Raw genomic sequence first — 17,212 nt, forward strand, 5'->3', positions numbered from 1 at the left:
TTCTTGCCGAGAATCGGGCTTTCCGCTAGTCAAGGCCCATGGGAAAAAATCTGACACCACCCGGCGGCGACGGCGGCGACAACATCTTGCCTGTCGATCTGAAAGCGGCGCTCGAAGAGCGTTACCTCGCCTATGCGCTTTCGACCATCATGCACCGCGCGCTGCCGGACGTGCGCGACGGCCTGAAACCCGTCCACCGCCGCATCGTCTATGCGATGAGCGAGATGGGCCTGCGCCCCAACGCCGCCTTCCGCAAGTGCGCCAAGATCGTCGGCGAGGTGATGGGTAATTTCCATCCGCACGGCGACCAGTCGATTTATGACGCATTGGCGCGCCTGGCGCAGGATTTCTCGCAGCGTTATCCGCTCGTCAACGGCCAGGGCAATTTCGGCAATATCGACGGCGATAGCCCCGCCGCGATGCGTTATACCGAGAGCAAGATGACGGCGGTCTCCGAACTGCTGCTCGAAGGCATCGACCAGGACGCGGTGGATTTCCGCGACACCTACGACGAATCGAATTCCGAACCGGTCGTATTGCCCGGCGCCTTCCCGAACCTGCTGGCCAACGGCACGTCCGGCATCGCGGTCGGCATGGCGACGTCGATCCCGCCGCACAATGTCCATGAGCTTTGCGACGCCGCGCTGCACCTGATCAAGAACCCGTCGGCGACCATCGAAGACCTGATGGCGGATCCGGCCGAGCCTGCCAAGGGCGGCATCGAAGGCCCGGACCTGCCGACCGGCGGCATCATCATCGACAGCCGAGAGTCGATCGTCGAGGCCTACAAGACCGGTCGCGGCGGTTTCCGCGTCCGCGCCCGCTGGGTGATCGAGGATCTCGGCCGTGGCGGTTATCAGATCGTCGTCACCGAAATTCCGTTCCAGGTGCAGAAGTCGCGCCTGATCGAAAAGATCGCCGAACTGCTGCTCGCCCGCAAGCTGCCGCTGCTGGAAGACGTGCGCGACGAATCGGCCGAAGACGTGCGCGTCGTGCTGGTGCCGAAGAGCCGCACGGTGGATGCGACCCTGCTGATGGAATCGCTGTTCAAGCTGTCCGAGCTGGAAACCCGCCTGCCGCTCAACATGAACGTGCTCTCCATGGGCCGGGTGCCCAAGGTGATGGCGCTCAACGAAGTGCTGCTGGAGTGGCTGGCGCATCGCCGCGACGTGCTGGTGCGCCGCTCGCGCTTCCGGCTGGCGGCGATCGACCGGCGCCTGGAAATCCTCGGCGGCCTGCTGATCGCCTACCTCAACATCGACGAGGTAATCCGCATCATCCGCGAGGAAGACGAACCGAAGCCTGTCATGATGGAGCGCTGGTCGCTCTCCGACATCCAGGTCGAGGCGATCCTCAACATGCGGCTGCGCGCGTTGCGCAAGCTCGAAGAGTTCGAGATCCGCACCGAGCACGAGAACCTCACCAAGGAGAAGGCGGATATCGAATCGCTGCTCGCCTCCGAGGACAAGCAGTGGCGGGTCATCGAGCACGAGATCCAGGACGTCCGCAAGAATTTCGCCAAGGGCCGGGGCAAGCCTTATGCACGCCTGACGACCTTTGCCGATGCGCCGGATGCCGATATCGACGCGATCAACCAGGCGATGATCGAGAAGGAACCGATCACCGTCGTGGTCTCGCAGAAAGGCTGGATCCGCGCGCTGAAGGGACATATCTCGGATACCTCGACGCTGACCTTCAAGGAAGGCGACGGGCCGAAGATCGCGTTTACCGCCCAGACGACCGACAAGCTGTTGCTCGTCACCACCGGCGGCAAGGTCTATACGCTCGGTGCCGACAAGCTGCCGGGCGGTCGCGGCCACGGCGAGCCGATCCGCATCATCGTCGACATGGAGAACGACCAGGACATCCTGACCGCCTTCGTCCATGATCCGCAGCGCAAGCTGATCGTCGCTTCCACCGCCGGCAACGGTTTTATCGTCGCCGAGAGCGAGATGATCGCCAATACCCGCAAGGGCAAGCAGATCATGAACGTAGCCATGCCCGACGAGACCAAACTGGTCGTGCATGTTTCGGGCGATCACGTCGCCGTCGTCGGCGAGAACCGCAAGCTGCTGGTCTTCCCGCTGACCCAGCTGCCGGAAATGACCCGTGGCAAGGGCGTGCGCCTGCAGCGCTACAAGGACGGCGGCATTTCCGACATCCGCTGCTTCACCATGGCCGACGGCCTTTCCTGGGAAGACAGCGCCGGCCGCTCGTTCACCCGCAACAAGGACGAACTGCTGGAATGGATCGCCGACCGCGCCACCGCCGGCCGCGCCGTTCCGAAGGGCTTTCCGCGGAGCGGGAAGTTCGCCGGGTGATCAGCTTTTGGCGAGTGCGCTGAGGGCTACGTGATACTTCCTCATCGCCATCTTGGCGGCGAGGAGCTGACGCTGGAAATCCTCATCCGATATCGTCTTGGGATCGAAAAGCTCGATCCCAGTATCGTCGATATGAAGCTCCAATACTTGGCCTTCCTTCCAGCCAAGACGGTGAAGGATATCCTGGGGCAAGGCGATGCCGTGGTCTTCGCCGATCTTCTGAATAGTGATCTTCTGAACAGTGCTTTTCGGGTTCATCGTCAGCCACCTATAGTAGTGTGGAGACGCTACCACATATAAGGGCGCTCGCGAATATCAAATCGCTTGCGAGGCTACCGCCCTGGCCCGCAACCTCTCCACCCGCCGCATCTGCCAGGCCGAATAACCGATTAGCGCCAGCACGAGGATCGAGCCGCCCAAGAGCGTGCGGGAGGATGGGATCTCGGAAAAGATCAGCCAGACCCAGATCGGTGCGAGGATGGTTTCGAGCAGGTAGAACATCCCGACTTCGGGGCCGGAGAGATATTTCGGGCCGGTTGCAAGACACCAGAAGGCGAGCGGCATCATGATCGCGCCGTCGAACATCACCCAGATGGGGTCCGCAACCGAAAAGTCGCCCGTGCCGGCAAGCGAAGACGCGCCGACGAAGGAGAGCCCGATCGTTGCCGGTATGATGGTCGCGACGAGCGGCACGAAGCCCATGTCGATGCGGGCCGCCCGGCTGAGCGTGATCGCCAGAGCCAGCAGGAACGAAGCGGTCGCCGCGAGGATGTCGCCAAAAATATGCCCGCCGGCAAGCCCGCCCGAGACGATCAGGCCGACGCCGAAAAACATCACCAGCATGGTGACGAGTGTCGAAGGCGAGGGGCGCTCCTTGAGGACCAGCCAGCCGAGAACGGCGGCATACATGGGCGTGAAGGCGACGATGAAGACAACGTTGGCGGTCGCCGTGTTGAACACGGCGCCGAGGAAGGCGATCGTCGAAATACCGTAGCAGAAGCCGGCGGCAAGACCCGCCTTTCCGGGGATCAGCACCGGACGGGTCGAGCCGAAGCGCCGGACGAGCAGCCACAGGATGATGGCGGCGGCGAAGGTCGCGGTGCTGCGCAGCACGACAGTCGACCACATTTCGCCAAGCCCGAGCCGCACCAGCGGCACGTCGAAGGAGAGCGCAAGGCCGCCGATTGCGGTGAGCACGAGGCCCTTTTTATGATCGTTCATGGGATGATTTCAGATGTCCGTGGCGGGATCGAAGATTTCCCAGCCGCGCGGGGTCAGGTGTTCCTGGGGCTGGAACCGGGTCTTGTAGCCCATCTTCGCCGAACCCTTCACCCAATAGCCGAGATAGACATGCGGCAGGCCGAGCGTCCTGGTGCGGGCGATATGGTCGAGGATCATGAACGTACCGAGCGAGCGCTTTTCATACTCGGGATTGAAGAAGGAATAGACCATCGACAGGCCGTCGCTCATCATGTCGGTAAGCGCGACGGCAAGCAATTCCCCCTTCGGCTCGACGCTGATGCCGGAGCCCGGCTCGCGGCGCCGGTACTCGATGATGCGGGTGTTGACATGCGTGTCCTCGACCATGATCGCATAGTCGAGCGCCGACATGTCGGACATGCCGCCCCGCTGATGGCGGTCGTCGAGATAACGGCGGAAGAGCGAGAACTGTTCGGTGGAGGGTTGCGCGGGGTAGACCGTCGCGATCACGTCGCGATTGGTGGCAAGGACCCGTTTCATCGAGCGCACGGGCTCGAACTCGTGAGCGAGGATGCGCACGGAAATGCACGCGCGGCATGATTCGCAGGCCGGCCGATAGGCGATGTTCTGCGAACGGCGGAAACCGCCCTGGGTCAGTAGGTCGTTCATCTCGGCGGCGCGAGCGCCTACTAGGTGAGTGAAGACCTTTCGCTCCATTTCACCCGGGAGATAGGGACAAACTGCCGGGGCCGTCAGGTAGAACTGCGGTGAGGGCGTTGCCTGGGTATTCATTGCGTCGTGGCAGTCCGGTCTTTAGGGTCGTAATGTCATACCATGGCGCATAAAAGTAAAACGTCAACCATATGCTGCGGCAGGCGGCAGGCTAGTGCCATAAACTTTCGGCCAGTAGCGTAATCGTTACGACGTACGCACCACGACAGTGCCGAGCAGCAGGTCGTGCACGAGGCGCGAACGCTCGATGAACAGGCCCGCGAGCAGAATGAGCGGGGTCAGCACCGAATTGATGATCCAGAAGATCACGGTGTGGGCCATAGCGGTGAGGAAATCCATCCGCCGGCCGTCGAGCCGCACCATGGCGAGCCCCATGGCGCGCATGCCGGGCGAAGCTTGAGCCGAGCCGCCGAGCGTCATCCCGAAATAGAGAAGCGCGACGATCACGAACAACACCGGATAGAGCATGAAGCCGAGGCCGAGCGTGATGATGCCGAGGAAAAACACCACGACGGCAGCCGGAATGCACAGCAAGAGCACGATCACATAGTCCATGATGAAGGCGAACACCCGGCGAGAAAGAACGCCGCTATAGGCGCGCCAGTCGTCCGGTGCGGCATAGGCCGGGTTCGGGTCGAGGCTCATCGTTTCAACATCTCCTGTTTGTCCCCGATGATATGGGAAGAGACCGCCGCGGCAACAAGGCTTATCCGTTTTTCGCCAGCTTCCTGGCCACGTCCATCGCAAAATACGAAAGAATCCCGTCGCAGCCGGCGCGTTTGAAGCAGAGCAGCGTCTCCATCATGATCCGGTCGCCGTCGATCCAGCCGTTCATCGCGGCGGCCTTGATCTGCGTGTATTCGCCGGAGACCTGGTAGGCGAAGACGGGAAGGCCGAACGCTTCCTTGATGCGCCAGCAGATGTCGAGATAGGCGATGCCGGGCTTGACCATCAGCATATCGGCGCCTTCCTCGACGTCGAGGGCGGCGTCCCGCACCGCTTCGGTGCCGTTAGCCGGCGAGATGTAATAACTGTTCTTGTCGCCCTTCAGGAGACCGCTGGTGTTGATCGCCTCGCGATAGGGGCCGTAGAAGCCGGACGAAAATTTCGTCGCGTAGGACATGATGCCGACATCCTGGTGACCGCTTGCATCCAGCCCGCGGCGGATGGCGCCGATGCGGCCATCCATCATTTCCGACGGCGCGATGATATCGGCGCCGGCATCCGCCTGCATGACGGCGGCGCGGACGATCTGGTCGACCGTCTCGTCGTTGACGATGATGCCGTCCCGGAGGATACCGTCATGGCCGTGGCTGGTGAACGGATCGAGCGCCACGTCGGTGATGACGCCGATATTCGGCACGGCTTTCTTGAAAGCGGCGGTCGCCTGGTTGATCAGGTTGTTGGCGACCAGGCTGTTGGAACCGGTCTCGTCGCGCAGTTCCATCTCGATATCGGGGAAAGTGGCGATCGCCGGAATACCGAGATCGGCCGCTTCCTTCACCGCCTCGACCGCCTTGTCGACGCTCATGCGGCTGACGCCCGGCATGGCGGCGATCGGATCGACGATGCCGGTGCCGGGAACGATGAAGATCGGCCAGATCAGATCGTCGACCGTCAGCCGGTTCTCCTGCACCAGCCGACGCGTCCAGTCGGCCTTGCGGTTGCGCCGCATGCGGCGGTGGCCGGTGATCTCGTCGACCAGATGCGTCTTGTCCATGGCAAAGTCTCCAACTTCTCTTCCCGTGCGCGCGTCATTATCATGCAGCACGCCGTTTGCGAATGGGAACGATCGCCGCAGTCGAGATCCTGCTAGATCCAGAGATCGTTTTGAGCCGTACGTTCGCCACCCTCGTTGCCGGTGTTCAAAACGCCGCGCGGCTCGATAACCATCATCTTCACTTCCTTTTCGGCGAACGGCTTGTGCTGCACGCCCTTCGGCACCACGAACATTTCGCCCGGGCCGATGTGAACACTGCCGTCGCGGAAGTCGATCCGCAAATGGCCTTCGATAACCATGAAGGCTTCATCCGTCTCCGGGTGATCGTGCCATATGAAATCGCCTTCGATGCGGACGAGCTTGAACTGGTAATCGTTCATTTCGGCGACGACGCGCTGCTGCCAGAGATCGGGTATCCGTGCCAGCTTCTCGGCGAAGTTTATCGGCTTATGTGAAAAGTTCCGCTCGGTCATGTCTTCTCCTTTGATTGGCGGAAAACCTATCAGGTCAGGGCGCAGGGCTCTTGAACGATCGTGCGGACGACGGGCTGGTACTGGCGGGCGGCGACCGTGGCGGCTAATGTAGTCCCATGGAACCCGATTCACTCACGGTGCCGAAGCGCACGCTGACCGAAATTCTCTATGTCGCCTTCCTCAGGCTGATCGCGATCGCCTGTTTCTGGTTCGGCCTGCAATATTGGGCGATGCTGGTCGGTTATTCGCTGAAGGGCATGGCCCGCTTCGATCTGCTGACGCTTCCCTGGAAGGTGGCGGCGTCTTCGCTTGCCGTGCTGTTTCCAGTCGCCTCGCTCGGCCTCTGGCTCACCGTGTCCTGGGGTCCCGTGCTCTGGACGATCGCTGCGGTCTCTCAGGTGTCGATGTATATCGTCTGGCCGGAGATCTTCGGACACAACCGCCTCGTGCCTCTCATGCACGGCCTCGTCGCAGCGCTCTATGTCGTATTCCGGCTCTCGCTATGGGTCGAAGCACGCCGCAAGGCGGAGCGGGTAAGAATTGATTCACCTTGAAATTAAAGCTTTGACGGCCTGAATTGACCAGAAATTCGCCGCTAAGTGATTGATTTATTTTAAATCTGAATGACAGCATCCTGGGCCGGCGAGGGCGGGCCGGAATTCGAACGAACGCGTTAAGCGCTTGTTAAGCCTATGTTTTAAGTCGAATTTTATGCGTATTGGATAGTGTCTGTCTCAAGGCGGGAAGAAACAAACACCGCCAAACAAAACAGGATGAGGCAGTCATGATGAACACGAAACTGAAGCCGCAGGCGGCACCGGCAGTAGCAGATCCGCATGAAGACACCATTCGCGCCCTCTACATGGAATCGCTGCATCTGGTCGAGCGCCTGCATCGCCGCCTTCTCGATGTGATCAAGGACGAGTTCGACCGCCAGGGTCGCGACGACGTCAACGCCGTCCAGGCGCTCCTGCTTTTCAACATCGGCAATTCGGAACTGACAGCCGGCGAACTGCGCTCCCGCGGTTATTATCTCGGCTCGAACGTCTCCTATAACGTCAAGAAGCTGGTCGACCTCGGCTTCATCAACCACCAGCGCTCGCGCATCGACCGCCGCTCGGTCCGCATCAGCCTGACGCCGGAAGGCCAGGCGATCGCAGAAACCGTCGGCAAGCTCTACGAGCGCCATATCGGCTCGATCGAAAAGGTCGGCGGCATCGGCGAGGGCGAATTCTCTCAGATGAACAAGCTGCTCCAGCGCCTCGACCGCTTCTGGAACGACCAGATTTTGTATCGCCTTTAATCCACCGGGGGCTTGCGAAACACTCCATTACCTCCAGTCATGCGGTGCTACGCAAAAGCGTAACGGGGTGTCGGAAGACGCGCCGTTACGCTTGTTTGCGTGCTAGCCAAGCCGCCTTCTGGCAGATGCAGCCTATCGCTGGGCCAGCAGGGCTCGGCCGGCGTTTCGGATGGTGAGGGCCGAATCCGCCATCTGGGCAATCAAGCCGGCAGTCATCGCTGAGGCGAGGGTCTCGGTATAGTCTTCGCCCTGGAGACCGTGCTTTTTGCAATAATTCTGGACGGCCCCGCGTGTGGAGGTCGGCGAGACGCCAAACTTGTTGTTCTGGAAAGCATTGACAATAATTTGGTATTTTTCGTCCAGGGTCACGGTAGCTCTCCAATGGGTGATGTATGGGGTGCCTACCAGTATGGGGGCCGGGTTGATAGCCGTATTCTGCCGTGGGCGTCGGAATACATGCCGTTACGTCCGTTTGCGGCGTAATGTCTGCTTACAACGTGGCCGCCGGGGCCCGGCGTATTTCGGTTGTCATGCCCGCAAACAGTGAGGAAAGGTCGAGCCACCCGTCCGGCCTGCGGCCCGTCACCTTTTCGGGCCATCCGCAGACGCCGTCCTGTCCGACATAGCCGACGCATTGCGGCGCGGTTTCGTCGCGAAAATGCAGGACGGCCAGCTTTCCAGGCTCAAGGGCTTCGATCGGGTACCAGTTCAATTCTCATATTCCTTACTTTGACGGGCAACTTTTAGCCAAGTCGCTTGTCCGAGGCTTACGGCTTTTACGTTTTCAAACGAGGGCTTTGTGTCCGGAATGCTTGGCCGGTTTCTTAAAAAAGCAGGTCCCGGATCGACGGTCCGGGAGAACTTCCGGGGTCGCTGGCGCTTGCGGGGTGTGGCGCATATGCCGCTTGAAAAAATCACGTGCCAACACGGCTTTGTGACGCGCAAGTACCTGACACGAATTGGCCATATTGCTATGGGACCGGCTGGATGCAACGGGCTGGCGGGAATTCGCGCTTTCATAACATTGCGATGACGACGAAGCCCTTTGCGGCTGCGCTAATTTTTTGCGCGTTCTTAACCATATCCCTGTAGGCGTCTTTGATGCTGCTCGGGACCAGATGGGTACTATGATGTCGAAAAAGATCGGATCTGAAGCTCTTTCCCGCCGTGCCTTGCTTCGCACGGCCGTCTCTGCCGGTGTTGCCGCACTTGCAGCGCCTGCATTCGCCCAGACGGCGATGGATGATCTGATCAATGCGCCTCGCCGCGGCACCTGGGACGACCAGTTCGACGCCAAGGCCGCATCCAGAACCGCCGTCAATGTCGTCTCCAACAATCCGGTGCTCGGCGCCGGCGGACCGGCGAACATCCAGCAGGCGATGGTTGACTACCAGCAGATCGTTGCAAACGGCGGCTGGCCCGAGGTCAATCCCGGCCAGCAGCGCCTGCGCCTAGGCGTCGTTGATCCTTCCGTGCAGCAGTTGCGCCAGCGCCTGATGATTTCGGGCGACCTGCCGCGCGAGGCAGGCATGTCTTCCTCGTTCGACAGCTATGTCGATGGCGCGGTCAAGCGTTTTCAGGCCCGCCACGGCCTGCCCGCCGACGGCGTGATGGGCGAATTTACCGTCAAGGCGATGAACATATCGGCCGACGTGCGCCTGCGCCAACTCGGGACCAATCTGGTGCGCCTGCAGTCCATGTCGGGCGATCTCGGCCCCCGCTACGTCATGGTCAACATTCCGGCCGCCTATATCGAGGCGGTGGAGAACGACCGTGTGGCGCTGCGAACCAATGCCGTCGTCGGGCGCATCGACCGTCCGACGCACGCCATCAACTCGAAGATCTACGAGGTCATCCTCAACCCCTATTGGACTGCGCCGCGCTCGATCGTCGAGAAGGACATCGTGCCGTTGATGCGCAAGGACCCGACCTATCTCACCCGCAACAACATCCGCCTGATCGATGGCAAGGGTAACGAAGTGGCGCCGGAAACGGTCGACTGGTTCGCGCCGAAGGCGCCGAACCTGATGTTCCGGCAGGATCCCGGCAAGATCAACGCCATGGCCTCGACGAAGATCAACTTCCACAACCCGAACAACGAATACATGCACGACACGCCCCAGCAGGGCCTGTTCAACAAGCTGATGCGCTTTGAGTCCTCCGGCTGCATGCGTGTTCAGAACGTCCGCGACCTCATCACCTGGTTGCTGCGCGACACAACCGGCTGGTCGCGCCAGGAGATCGAGCGGGTGATCTCGACGCGCCAGAACAACCCGATCAAGCTTGCCGTCGAAGTGCCGGTCTATATCGTCTACATCACCGCCTGGTCTGCGAAGGACCGTGTCGTGCAGTTCCGCGACGATATCTACGAGCGTGACGGCAACCAGGAACTGGCGCTGCAGACGACCACCGGCATCGAAAAGCCGGCCGGCGCTGCCGACGACGATCTGCTGCCGCAATAAGATCTGCCCCTTTTTCCGTCCATGAGAAGCCGCATCTGCCAAGGGTGCGGCTTTTTCGTTTTCTAAGAACATCTCCGCGTCTTCCGGCGAGCAAATGTCGTTCCCCGTATTGCTCTGCGCAAGGCGTAAGGCTAAGACGCGACATTGCAATGCCCACCCCTTTGAGGAGCCTCGCACATGTCGAACACCGACGTCTTCTTCTCCCGCCCGCTCGCAGAATCCGATCCGGAAATCTTTGGCGCGATCGAGAAGGAACTGGGTCGCCAGCGCCACGAAATCGAGCTGATCGCTTCGGAGAACATCGTTTCCCGCGCTGTGCTTGAGGCGCAGGGTTCGATCATGACCAACAAGTATGCGGAAGGTTATCCGGGCAAGCGTTATTACGGCGGTTGCCAGTTCGTCGATATCGCCGAGGAACTCGCCATCGAGCGCGCCAAGAAGCTGTTCGGCGTCAATTTCGTCAACGTTCAGCCGAATTCCGGTTCCCAAATGAACCAGGCCGTGTTCCTGGCGCTGCTGCAGCCGGGCGATACGTTCATGGGCCTCGACCTGAATTCGGGGGGGCATCTCACCCACGGTTCGCCGGTCAACATGTCGGGCAAATGGTTCAACGTCGTCTCCTACGGCGTGCGCGAAGGGGACAACCTGCTCGACATGGACGAGGTGCAGCGCAAGGCCGAAGAAACCAAGCCGAAGCTGATCATCGCCGGTGGCACCGCCTATTCCCGCATCTGGGACTGGAAGCGTTTCCGCGAGATCGCCGATTCGGTCGGCGCCTATCTGATGGTCGACATGGCCCATATCGCCGGTCTAGTTGCCGGCGGCCAGCATCCGTCACCGTTCCCGCATTGCCATGTCGCCACGACCACCACCCACAAGTCGCTCCGTGGGCCGCGCGGCGGCGTCATCCTGACGAATGACGAAGAATTGGCCAAGAAGTTCAACTCGGCCGTTTTCCCGGGCCTCCAGGGCGGACCGCTGATGCACATCATCGCCGCCAAGGCGGTCGCCTTCGGTGAAGCGCTGCAGCCGGACTTCAAGGATTATGCAGCTCAGATCGTCAAGAACGCCAAGGCGCTGTCCGAAACGCTGATGGCCGGCGGCCTCGACATCGTCTCCGGCGGCACCGACAACCACCTGATGCTGGTCGACCTGCGCAAGAAGAACGCCACCGGCAAGCGCGCCGAGGCGGCTCTCGGCCGCGGCTACATCACCACCAACAAGAACGGAATTCCCTTCGACCCGGAAAAGCCCTTCGTCACCTCCGGTATCCGCCTCGGGACGCCGGCCGGCACGACGCGCGGTTTCAAGGAAGCGGAATTCAAGGAAATCGGCAATCTCATCATCGAGGTTCTCGACGGCCTGAAGGTCGCCAATTCCGACGAAGGCAATGCCGGCGTCGAAGCCGCCGTGCGCGACAAGGTCGTGGCGCTCACCGGCCGCTTCCCCATGTATCCCTACATGTGATCCCAACTGGTACCAATGGGGGCCGCATCTCGCGGTCCCTCTTGCAAGCCTAAGGAGAGGCGATGCGCTGCCCCTATTGCGGTTCGGAAGACACGCAGGTCAAGGATAGTCGTCCGGCGGAGGATTACACCTCCATCCGCCGGCGGCGTATCTGCCCGGATTGCGGCGGTCGCTTCACGACGTTCGAGCGCGTGCAGCTTCGCGAATTGATGGTCACCAAGAAGACCGGCCGCAAGGTGCCGTTCGACCGCAACAAGCTGGTACGGTCCTTCCAGATCGCGCTGCGCAAGCGCCCGGTCGACAATGACCGCATCGAGCGGGCGGTTTCCGGCATCGTGCGCCGGCTCGAAAGCTCGGGCGAGAACGAGATTTCGTCGGAAGAGATCGGGCTGCAGGTGCTGGAAGCATTGAAAAGCCTCGATGACGTCGCCTTCGTGCGCTACGCCTCTGTCTATCGCGATTTCTCCCATGCAGAGGATTTCGAAAAGGTGATCCAGGAGATCAACGCCAAGATCGCCCGCGATCCCGGCATCGAGCCGTAGCCATGACGAGCGCTGCCGAAGACCGGTGGTTCATGGCGTCGGCGCTGCGCCTGTCGCGGCTTCATACCGGCCAGACGGGCACCAATCCTTCGGTCGGCTGCGTGATCGTCAAGGACGGCGAGGTGGTCGGCTCTGCGGTCACGGCGCCAGGCGGGCGGCCGCATGCGGAAACCCAGGCGCTCGATATTGCCGGAGAGAAGGCGAGGGGAGCGACCGTCTATGTCACGCTCGAACCCTGCTCGCATTACGGCCGCACCCCACCTTGCGCCAACGCGCTGGTCGAGGCGGACGTCGCTCGCGTCGTCATCTCGCTGACCGATCCCGATCCGCGCGTCTCCGGCCGGGGGATCGCCATCCTGCGCGAGGCCGGGATTGTCGTAGAGACGGGCCTGATGGAGGAAGAGGGGCGCCGGGCGCTCGCCGCCTACCTCACCCGCCAGACGAAGGGCCGCCCGCATGTGACTCTGAAGCTTGCCGTTTCCGCCGACGGCATGCTCGGCCGCCGCGGCGAGGAAGTGTCGATCACCGGACCCGAGGCGCGGGCGCAAGTGCACCGGCTGCGGGCCGAAGCCGACGCGATTCTGGTCGGCATTGGCACGGTGCTGTCGGATGATCCGGAGTTGACGGTGCGTATTTCGGGATTGGAGAAACGCTCTCCGGTGCGCGTCGTGCTCGACCGGCGGCTCGAACTGCCGCTGGATTCCAAGCTGGTGAAGAGTGCGCGGGACGTGCCGGTGATTGTCGTGGCGGCGCCTTCTTCCTTGGAGACTGGGGCGACACCCCCCTCTGCCCTGCCGGGCATCTCCCCCTCAGGGGGGGAGATCGATCAGCGGCAGGCTCATCCGTCCCATTCAAGCTCCGATATCGCGGCGGCAGAGGAGCCGCCTGGAATTGCGCAGGGTGCGGGCTCCTTGCCGATCTCCCCCCCTGAGGGGGAGATGCCCGGCAGGGCAGAGGGGGGTGCTGCTCCGCGCTCCATCGCCAAAGGTGATCTGACCTCGAAGGCCGCGGCCCTCCAATCCGCCGGCGTCGAGATCATGGAGAGCACCGAACTCGACATCCTCCTGGCGATCCTTGCGGTTCGGGGCATGTCCTCGCTGCTGGTCGAAGGCGGCGCGGCCGTCGCCAAAGCATTCCTCGACGCCGGCCTCGTCGACCGCGTCCTCCTGTTCCAGGGGCCCGGCATTGTCGGCGAGGGCGGGCTTGAATCGCCGCTGACGCCATCCGATATGCCGGCAGGATTTAAGCTCGTGCGCGAGGAAAGCTTCGGGCCGGATCGCTGCTTCGAATACGAAAGAGGTTTCTGATGTTCACCGGAATTGTCACCGATGTCGGCACGGTCGCGGCAACGACGCCCATGGATGAAGGCGTCAAGCTCAGGATCGCCACCAATTACGACCCGAGAACCATCGACATGGGCGCCTCGATTTCCCATGGCGGCGTCTGCCTCACGGTAACAAACCTGCCGGACGAAGGCAGCAACGAGCGCTGGTTCGAGGTCGAGGCCTGGGAAGAAGCGCTGCGGCTGACGACGATCGCCGCCTGGACCGAGGGCACGCGCGTCAATCTCGAGCGTGCTCTGAAGATCGGCGACGAACTCGGCGGCCATATCGTCTCCGGTCATGTGGACGGCAAGGCGGAAATTCTCGGCATCGAACATGAAGGCGAGGCGGTCCGCATCCGTCTTCGGGCACCCGAAGCGCTTGCCCGATTTGTGGCTCCGAAGGGCTCGGTCGCGCTGGACGGCACCTCGCTGACCGTCAACGCCGTCGAGGGCACCGATTTCGACGTTCTGTTGATCCGCCACACGCTCGCCGTCACCACCTGGGGTGATCGCAAGGCGGGTGATTTCGTCAATTTCGAAGTCGACACGATGGCGCGTTACGCAGCACGGCTTGCGGAATTCCCGGCGAAAAGCTGACGGCTTGCCGGCCGATCAGTTTTCGCACGCCATCACCACGATCGGGCCATGGTAGTCGGCACGGGCGAACTCGCGAAAGCCGAGCTTCGCAGCGACCCTCAGCGACGCGCCGTTTTCAGGGCTGATGATGCAGGTCATCCTGCGATCGGGGAAATGTGCTTCGCCCCAGGAGATCATCGCGCCCACCGCCTCGGTCGCGTAACCGCGGCCGTGGACGGACGGGATGAGTGCCCAGCCCGTCTCGAGCGTCCCCTCGATGGAGGGTTGAAATTCGCGGCGCATGTCCTGGAAACCGGCTTCGCCGAGAAAGCGCCCGGTTGCCTTCTCTTCGATCGCCAGGAAACCGAAACCCATCAGATGCCACATGCCGTTGACACGCAGCATACGGCTCCAACTGTTTTCGCGGGACGAGGGGATGCCGGAAATATAGCGGACCACGTCCGGCTCGGCCCAGAATTCCGCATAGGTCTCGAACTCCTCCAGTCGATGAGGACGCAGGATCAGCCGTTCGGTTTCGAGGGTCGGGATGGTGGTCATGGCGGGCTCCATGGTGCGGGGTGGCACTGATCTTTATCGCGCCTCGCTCAGGTATTCCCGATTCGCATCGCTGCGTTCAGCGAAAATTGCTTGCCATTCCCCTCAGAGCGTGTTTTGACCGCCACCTGCCCGAGACCCATATGAATATCGGCCCGCTTTGAAGGCGATATCGATCTCATGCTGGGCCGATTTGAACAAAGGTGAATCATGTCACGCGAAACCGCTCCACACCTCCTCGTCGTCGAGGCGCGTTTCTACGACGATATGTCCGATGCGCTGCTCGACGGCGCGACCCATGCGCTGAAGGCGGCCGGGGCGACCTATGACGTGGTCACCGTTCCCGGTGCTCTCGAAATCCCGCCGGCAATCGCCATGGCGCTCGACGCATCGGAAGAAGGTGGCACCGATTACGACGGTTTCGTCGCGCTCGGTATGGTCATTCGCGGCGAGACCTATCATTTCGACATTGTCTCGAACGAATCCTCCCGTGCACTGATGGACCTCGCAGTGTCGGAATCGCTGGCGATCGGCAACGGCATCCTCACCTGCGAGAACGACGAACAGGCATGGGCACGTGCCCGCCGTTCGGACAAGGACAAGGGCGGCTTTGCCGCCCGTGCGGCGCTGACCATGATCGCGCTGCGTGACAAGCTGAACGGTGGTTGATTGATGGCAAAGGAAGGCGAACACCCGGTGAAACCGGCCAATCAGCGCGGCGCCGCCCGCCTGGCGGCTGTGCAGGCGCTCTACCAGATGGATGTCGGTGGGACCGGCGTGCTGGAGGTCGTTGCTGAATATGAGGCGCATCGCCTCGGCCAGGAACTCGACGGCGACACCTATCTGAAGGCCGACGCCTCCTGGTTCCGCTCGATCGTTGCCGGCGTCGTGCGCGACCAGGTGAAGATCGATCCGCTGATCCGCGCCTCGCTGCAGGAAGACTGGCCGCTGTCGCGTCTCGATTCGACGCTGCGCGCCATCCTGCGTGCGGGTACGTTCGAAATCCTCGAGCGCAAGGACGTGCCGGTGGCCGTCATCGTCACCGAATATGTCGAGATCGCCCACGCCTTCTTCGGCGAAGAAGAACCGCGCATCGTCAACGCCGTCCTCGACCGCATTGCCAAGCAGGTACGCGGCGAAGCCAAGAAATAAAAAGCCAAAGACAACTCGGGGTGGGACAGGCATGGACGGTGCGGTGAACGGTCTTCAGACACAGATGAGCACCGCCCGGCGCAGTGTCGCCCTGCTGGCCGGTGCCCAGGCAGTCCTCGGTTCGGCCCCGCCTCTGGTCTTCGCACTCGGCGGTCTCGTCGGGTACCAGTTGCTCGGCGACGACAAGTCGCTGGCGACCGCGCCGCTGACCGGCTTCAACATCGGCATGGCGGCGGGCGCCATCGCTGTTGCCATCGCTTCGCGGTTCCTCGGCCGCAAGACGAGCTTCATGCTGGGCGCGATCCTTGGAGCGCTTGGTGCCGCGACCGCGGCGATCGCGCTCTTCCAAGCGAACTTCTGGCTCTTTGCGACCGGTCTGCTTCTGATCGGCCTCTGCAACGGCTTCAGTCAGAAGATCCGCTTTGCCGCGGCCGATGCTTCGCCATCGTTCTACAAGCCGAAGGCGATCTCCTGGATTCTCGCGGCCGGCATCGTCTCGGCGGTTCTCGGACCACAGCTTGCGATCTGGACCAAGGACCTGCTGTCGCCGGTGCTGTTTGCCGGCGCCTTCGTGGCCGTCATTCCGCTCTATCTGATCGCGCTGGTGATGCTGTCGCCGCTGAGATTGCCGCAGATGAGCGGTGGTCAGACTGCTTCGGTGCCTGCACGCCCGCTCGGCGAGATCGTCGTCACCCAGCGGTTCCTGACCGGCATGATCTGCGGCATCTCCTCCTACGCGCTGATGACCTTCATGATGACCGGCGCGCCGCTTGCCATGGTGATCGGCTGCGGTTTCCCGTCGGAAATGGCCACCCTCGGCATCCAGTGGCATGTGCTCGCCATGTTCGCGCCGAGCTTTTTCACCGGCATGCTGATTTCCCGCTTCGGCGTCGAAAAGATCGTCGCCGCCGGGCTGGTGATCCTGATGGGGTGCGCCGTGATCGCCCATATGGGCATCGAGCTCTGGAACTTCTGGGGCGCTCTGGTGCTGCTCGGCATCGGCTGGAATTTCGCCTTCATCGGCTCGACTGCGATCGTCGCCTCCAGCTACCGTCCGCACGAGGCCGACAAGGTGCAGGGTTTTCACGATATCATCCTGTTCACCACCGTCGCGCTATCCTCCTTCTCCTCGGGCAAGATCTTTACCGCCTATGGCTGGTCGTTCATGAATCTGATCATCTGGCCGGTCACGATCGTCTGCCTCGGTCTGGTGCTGGCGCTGATGTTCAAACGCTCTTCCGTGAAATCCGCCTAGAGTCTTGTCCCTTCGGGGCTTGACGCCAATTCATCTCCACCGCAATCTCCCGTCCGCGCAGGCGATCCCGGATTCCTTGGGAGGGGAGCGGTCGGCTGCGCGGGAATGCGCACTATGGAGTATTGCGGCG

20 protein-coding genes are annotated in these 17,212 nt (G+C 61.9%); 11 read left to right on the forward strand and 9 right to left on the reverse strand.

Translation table 11 applies throughout. The annotated features are described in order from the left end of the window. Positions 1-38 precede the first annotated feature (38 nt). Complete coding sequence (gene parC, locus ACZ9IU_RS07900; protein WP_038541829.1) at positions 39-2,321, forward strand: DNA topoisomerase IV subunit A; 2,283 nt, start codon at positions 39-41, stop codon at positions 2,319-2,321. On the opposite strand, the gene ACZ9IU_RS07905 is transcribed toward parC, so the two are convergent. The 6 genes from ACZ9IU_RS07905 to ACZ9IU_RS07930 all read right to left on the reverse strand — a co-directional run bounded on the left by ACZ9IU_RS07905 (position 2,322) and on the right by ACZ9IU_RS07930 (position 6,446). Continuing rightward, positions 2,322-2,579 carry an AbrB/MazE/SpoVT family DNA-binding domain-containing protein gene (locus ACZ9IU_RS07905; RefSeq protein WP_038541831.1) on the reverse strand — a complete coding sequence of 86 codons (258 nt, stop codon included), beginning with the start codon at positions 2,577-2,579 and terminating at the stop codon, positions 2,322-2,324. A 57-nt stretch (positions 2,580-2,636) separates the two neighbouring features. After that, entirely contained in the window at positions 2,637-3,542 is a 906-nt protein-coding gene (locus ACZ9IU_RS07910) for a DMT family transporter (protein ID WP_038541833.1), read from the reverse strand. 9 nt (positions 3,543-3,551) lie between these two features. Further along, on the reverse strand, positions 3,552-4,313 hold the full coding sequence (locus tag ACZ9IU_RS07915; RefSeq protein WP_038541835.1) for an arginyltransferase: 762 nt from the start codon (positions 4,311-4,313) through the stop codon (positions 3,552-3,554). Between the two features lie 126 nt (positions 4,314-4,439). Then, on the reverse strand, positions 4,440-4,898 hold the full coding sequence (locus ACZ9IU_RS07920) for an RDD family protein (protein ID WP_038541837.1): 459 nt from the start codon (positions 4,896-4,898) through the stop codon (positions 4,440-4,442). Positions 4,899-4,959: 61 nt separating this feature from the next. Further along, entirely contained in the window at positions 4,960-5,973 is a 1,014-nt protein-coding gene (hemB, locus tag ACZ9IU_RS07925; RefSeq protein WP_038541839.1) for a porphobilinogen synthase, read from the reverse strand. A 92-nt stretch (positions 5,974-6,065) separates the two neighbouring features. After that, positions 6,066-6,446, reverse strand: a complete 381-nt coding sequence (locus ACZ9IU_RS07930) for a cupin domain-containing protein (protein WP_038541841.1) — start codon at positions 6,444-6,446, stop codon at positions 6,066-6,068. A gap of 116 nt (positions 6,447-6,562) precedes the next feature. Between ACZ9IU_RS07930 and ACZ9IU_RS07935 the strand changes: the two genes are divergently transcribed. Together ACZ9IU_RS07935 and ldtR are read left to right on the forward strand one after the other, a co-directional pair. Then, positions 6,563-7,000: a DUF6163 family protein gene (locus tag ACZ9IU_RS07935; protein ID WP_038541843.1), complete on the forward strand. Its 438-nt coding sequence runs from the start codon at positions 6,563-6,565 to the stop codon at positions 6,998-7,000. Positions 7,001-7,233: 233 nt separating this feature from the next. Next, entirely contained in the window at positions 7,234-7,749 is a 516-nt protein-coding gene (ldtR, locus tag ACZ9IU_RS07940) for a transcriptional regulator LdtR (RefSeq protein ID WP_038549003.1), read from the forward strand. Positions 7,750-7,881: 132 nt separating this feature from the next. On the opposite strand, the gene ACZ9IU_RS07945 is transcribed toward ldtR, so the two are convergent. Then, entirely contained in the window at positions 7,882-8,118 is a 237-nt protein-coding gene (locus ACZ9IU_RS07945; RefSeq protein ID WP_038541845.1) for a hypothetical protein, read from the reverse strand. 121 nt (positions 8,119-8,239) lie between these two features. Beyond that, entirely contained in the window at positions 8,240-8,461 is a 222-nt protein-coding gene (locus tag ACZ9IU_RS07950; RefSeq protein WP_038541847.1) for a hypothetical protein, read from the reverse strand. Between the two features lie 418 nt (positions 8,462-8,879). Here ACZ9IU_RS07950 and ACZ9IU_RS07955 point away from each other — a divergent pair, with 418 nt between their 5' ends. The 5 genes from ACZ9IU_RS07955 (at position 8,880) to ACZ9IU_RS07975 (ending at position 14,141) form a co-directional block, all read left to right on the forward strand. Continuing rightward, positions 8,880-10,211 (forward strand): L,D-transpeptidase family protein, encoded by a 1,332-nt coding sequence (locus ACZ9IU_RS07955; RefSeq protein WP_038549005.1) that lies wholly within the window; start codon positions 8,880-8,882, stop codon positions 10,209-10,211. Positions 10,212-10,388: 177 nt separating this feature from the next. Further along, on the forward strand, positions 10,389-11,678 hold the full coding sequence (gene glyA / locus ACZ9IU_RS07960; RefSeq protein ID WP_038541848.1) for a serine hydroxymethyltransferase: 1,290 nt from the start codon (positions 10,389-10,391) through the stop codon (positions 11,676-11,678). A gap of 62 nt (positions 11,679-11,740) precedes the next feature. Then, positions 11,741-12,220: a transcriptional regulator NrdR gene (gene nrdR / locus ACZ9IU_RS07965; protein WP_007771094.1), complete on the forward strand. Its 480-nt coding sequence runs from the start codon at positions 11,741-11,743 to the stop codon at positions 12,218-12,220. A gap of 2 nt (positions 12,221-12,222) precedes the next feature. Continuing rightward, entirely contained in the window at positions 12,223-13,527 is a 1,305-nt protein-coding gene (ribD, locus tag ACZ9IU_RS07970; RefSeq protein WP_038541852.1) for a bifunctional diaminohydroxyphosphoribosylaminopyrimidine deaminase/5-amino-6-(5-phosphoribosylamino)uracil reductase RibD, read from the forward strand. Beyond that, positions 13,527-14,141 carry a riboflavin synthase gene (locus ACZ9IU_RS07975; RefSeq protein ID WP_038541854.1) on the forward strand — a complete coding sequence of 205 codons (615 nt, stop codon included), beginning with the start codon at positions 13,527-13,529 and terminating at the stop codon, positions 14,139-14,141. Before ribD ends, ACZ9IU_RS07975 begins: the two co-directional genes overlap by 1 nt. Before the next feature lie 15 nt (positions 14,142-14,156). On the opposite strand, the gene ACZ9IU_RS07980 is transcribed toward ACZ9IU_RS07975, so the two are convergent. Further along, a complete protein-coding gene (locus ACZ9IU_RS07980; protein ID WP_038549007.1) occupies positions 14,157-14,678 on the reverse strand; it encodes a GNAT family N-acetyltransferase in 522 nt (173 codons plus the stop codon). Between the two features lie 207 nt (positions 14,679-14,885). On the opposite strand from ACZ9IU_RS07980, the gene ribH reads away from it, so the two are divergent. From ribH to ACZ9IU_RS07995, 3 genes are read left to right on the forward strand one after another with little or no spacing between them, the layout of a single operon-like run. After that, on the forward strand, positions 14,886-15,344 hold the full coding sequence (ribH, locus tag ACZ9IU_RS07985) for a 6,7-dimethyl-8-ribityllumazine synthase (RefSeq protein ID WP_038541855.1): 459 nt from the start codon (positions 14,886-14,888) through the stop codon (positions 15,342-15,344). A 3-nt stretch (positions 15,345-15,347) separates the two neighbouring features. Next, positions 15,348-15,827, forward strand: a complete 480-nt coding sequence (gene nusB / locus ACZ9IU_RS07990; protein ID WP_038549009.1) for a transcription antitermination factor NusB — start codon at positions 15,348-15,350, stop codon at positions 15,825-15,827. 31 nt (positions 15,828-15,858) lie between these two features. Further along, positions 15,859-17,082, forward strand: coding sequence for an MFS transporter (locus ACZ9IU_RS07995; protein WP_038541858.1), 1,224 nt, complete (start codon positions 15,859-15,861; stop codon positions 17,080-17,082). Positions 17,083-17,212 lie beyond the last annotated feature (130 nt).

Source organism: Mesorhizobium sp. USDA 4132 (genome assembly GCF_056279545.1).

Bases quoted from the DNA above. Each gene is read 5' to 3' on its own strand.
- parC (WP_038541829.1), top strand. From the start codon at position 39: ATGGGAAAAAATCTGACACCACCCGGCGGCGACGGCGGCGACAACATC.
- ACZ9IU_RS07905 (WP_038541831.1), bottom strand. From the start codon at position 2,579: ATGAACCCGAAAAGCACTGTTCAGAAGATCACTATTCAGAAGATCGGC.
- ACZ9IU_RS07910 (WP_038541833.1), bottom strand. From the start codon at position 3,542: ATGAACGATCATAAAAAGGGCCTCGTGCTCACCGCAATCGGCGGCCTT.
- ACZ9IU_RS07915 (WP_038541835.1), bottom strand. From the start codon at position 4,313: ATGAATACCCAGGCAACGCCCTCACCGCAGTTCTACCTGACGGCCCCG.
- ACZ9IU_RS07920 (WP_038541837.1), bottom strand. From the start codon at position 4,898: ATGAGCCTCGACCCGAACCCGGCCTATGCCGCACCGGACGACTGGCGC.
- hemB (WP_038541839.1), bottom strand. From the start codon at position 5,973: ATGGACAAGACGCATCTGGTCGACGAGATCACCGGCCACCGCCGCATG.
- ACZ9IU_RS07930 (WP_038541841.1), bottom strand. From the start codon at position 6,446: ATGACCGAGCGGAACTTTTCACATAAGCCGATAAACTTCGCCGAGAAG.
- ACZ9IU_RS07935 (WP_038541843.1), top strand. From the start codon at position 6,563: ATGGAACCCGATTCACTCACGGTGCCGAAGCGCACGCTGACCGAAATT.
- ldtR (WP_038549003.1), top strand. From the start codon at position 7,234: ATGAACACGAAACTGAAGCCGCAGGCGGCACCGGCAGTAGCAGATCCG.
- ACZ9IU_RS07955 (WP_038549005.1), top strand. From the start codon at position 8,880: ATGTCGAAAAAGATCGGATCTGAAGCTCTTTCCCGCCGTGCCTTGCTT.
- glyA (WP_038541848.1), top strand. From the start codon at position 10,389: ATGTCGAACACCGACGTCTTCTTCTCCCGCCCGCTCGCAGAATCCGAT.
- nrdR (WP_007771094.1), top strand. From the start codon at position 11,741: ATGCGCTGCCCCTATTGCGGTTCGGAAGACACGCAGGTCAAGGATAGT.
- ribD (WP_038541852.1), top strand. From the start codon at position 12,223: ATGACGAGCGCTGCCGAAGACCGGTGGTTCATGGCGTCGGCGCTGCGC.
- ACZ9IU_RS07975 (WP_038541854.1), top strand. From the start codon at position 13,527: ATGTTCACCGGAATTGTCACCGATGTCGGCACGGTCGCGGCAACGACG.
- ACZ9IU_RS07980 (WP_038549007.1), bottom strand. From the start codon at position 14,678: ATGACCACCATCCCGACCCTCGAAACCGAACGGCTGATCCTGCGTCCT.
- ribH (WP_038541855.1), top strand. From the start codon at position 14,886: ATGTCACGCGAAACCGCTCCACACCTCCTCGTCGTCGAGGCGCGTTTC.
- nusB (WP_038549009.1), top strand. From the start codon at position 15,348: ATGGCAAAGGAAGGCGAACACCCGGTGAAACCGGCCAATCAGCGCGGC.
- ACZ9IU_RS07995 (WP_038541858.1), top strand. From the start codon at position 15,859: ATGGACGGTGCGGTGAACGGTCTTCAGACACAGATGAGCACCGCCCGG.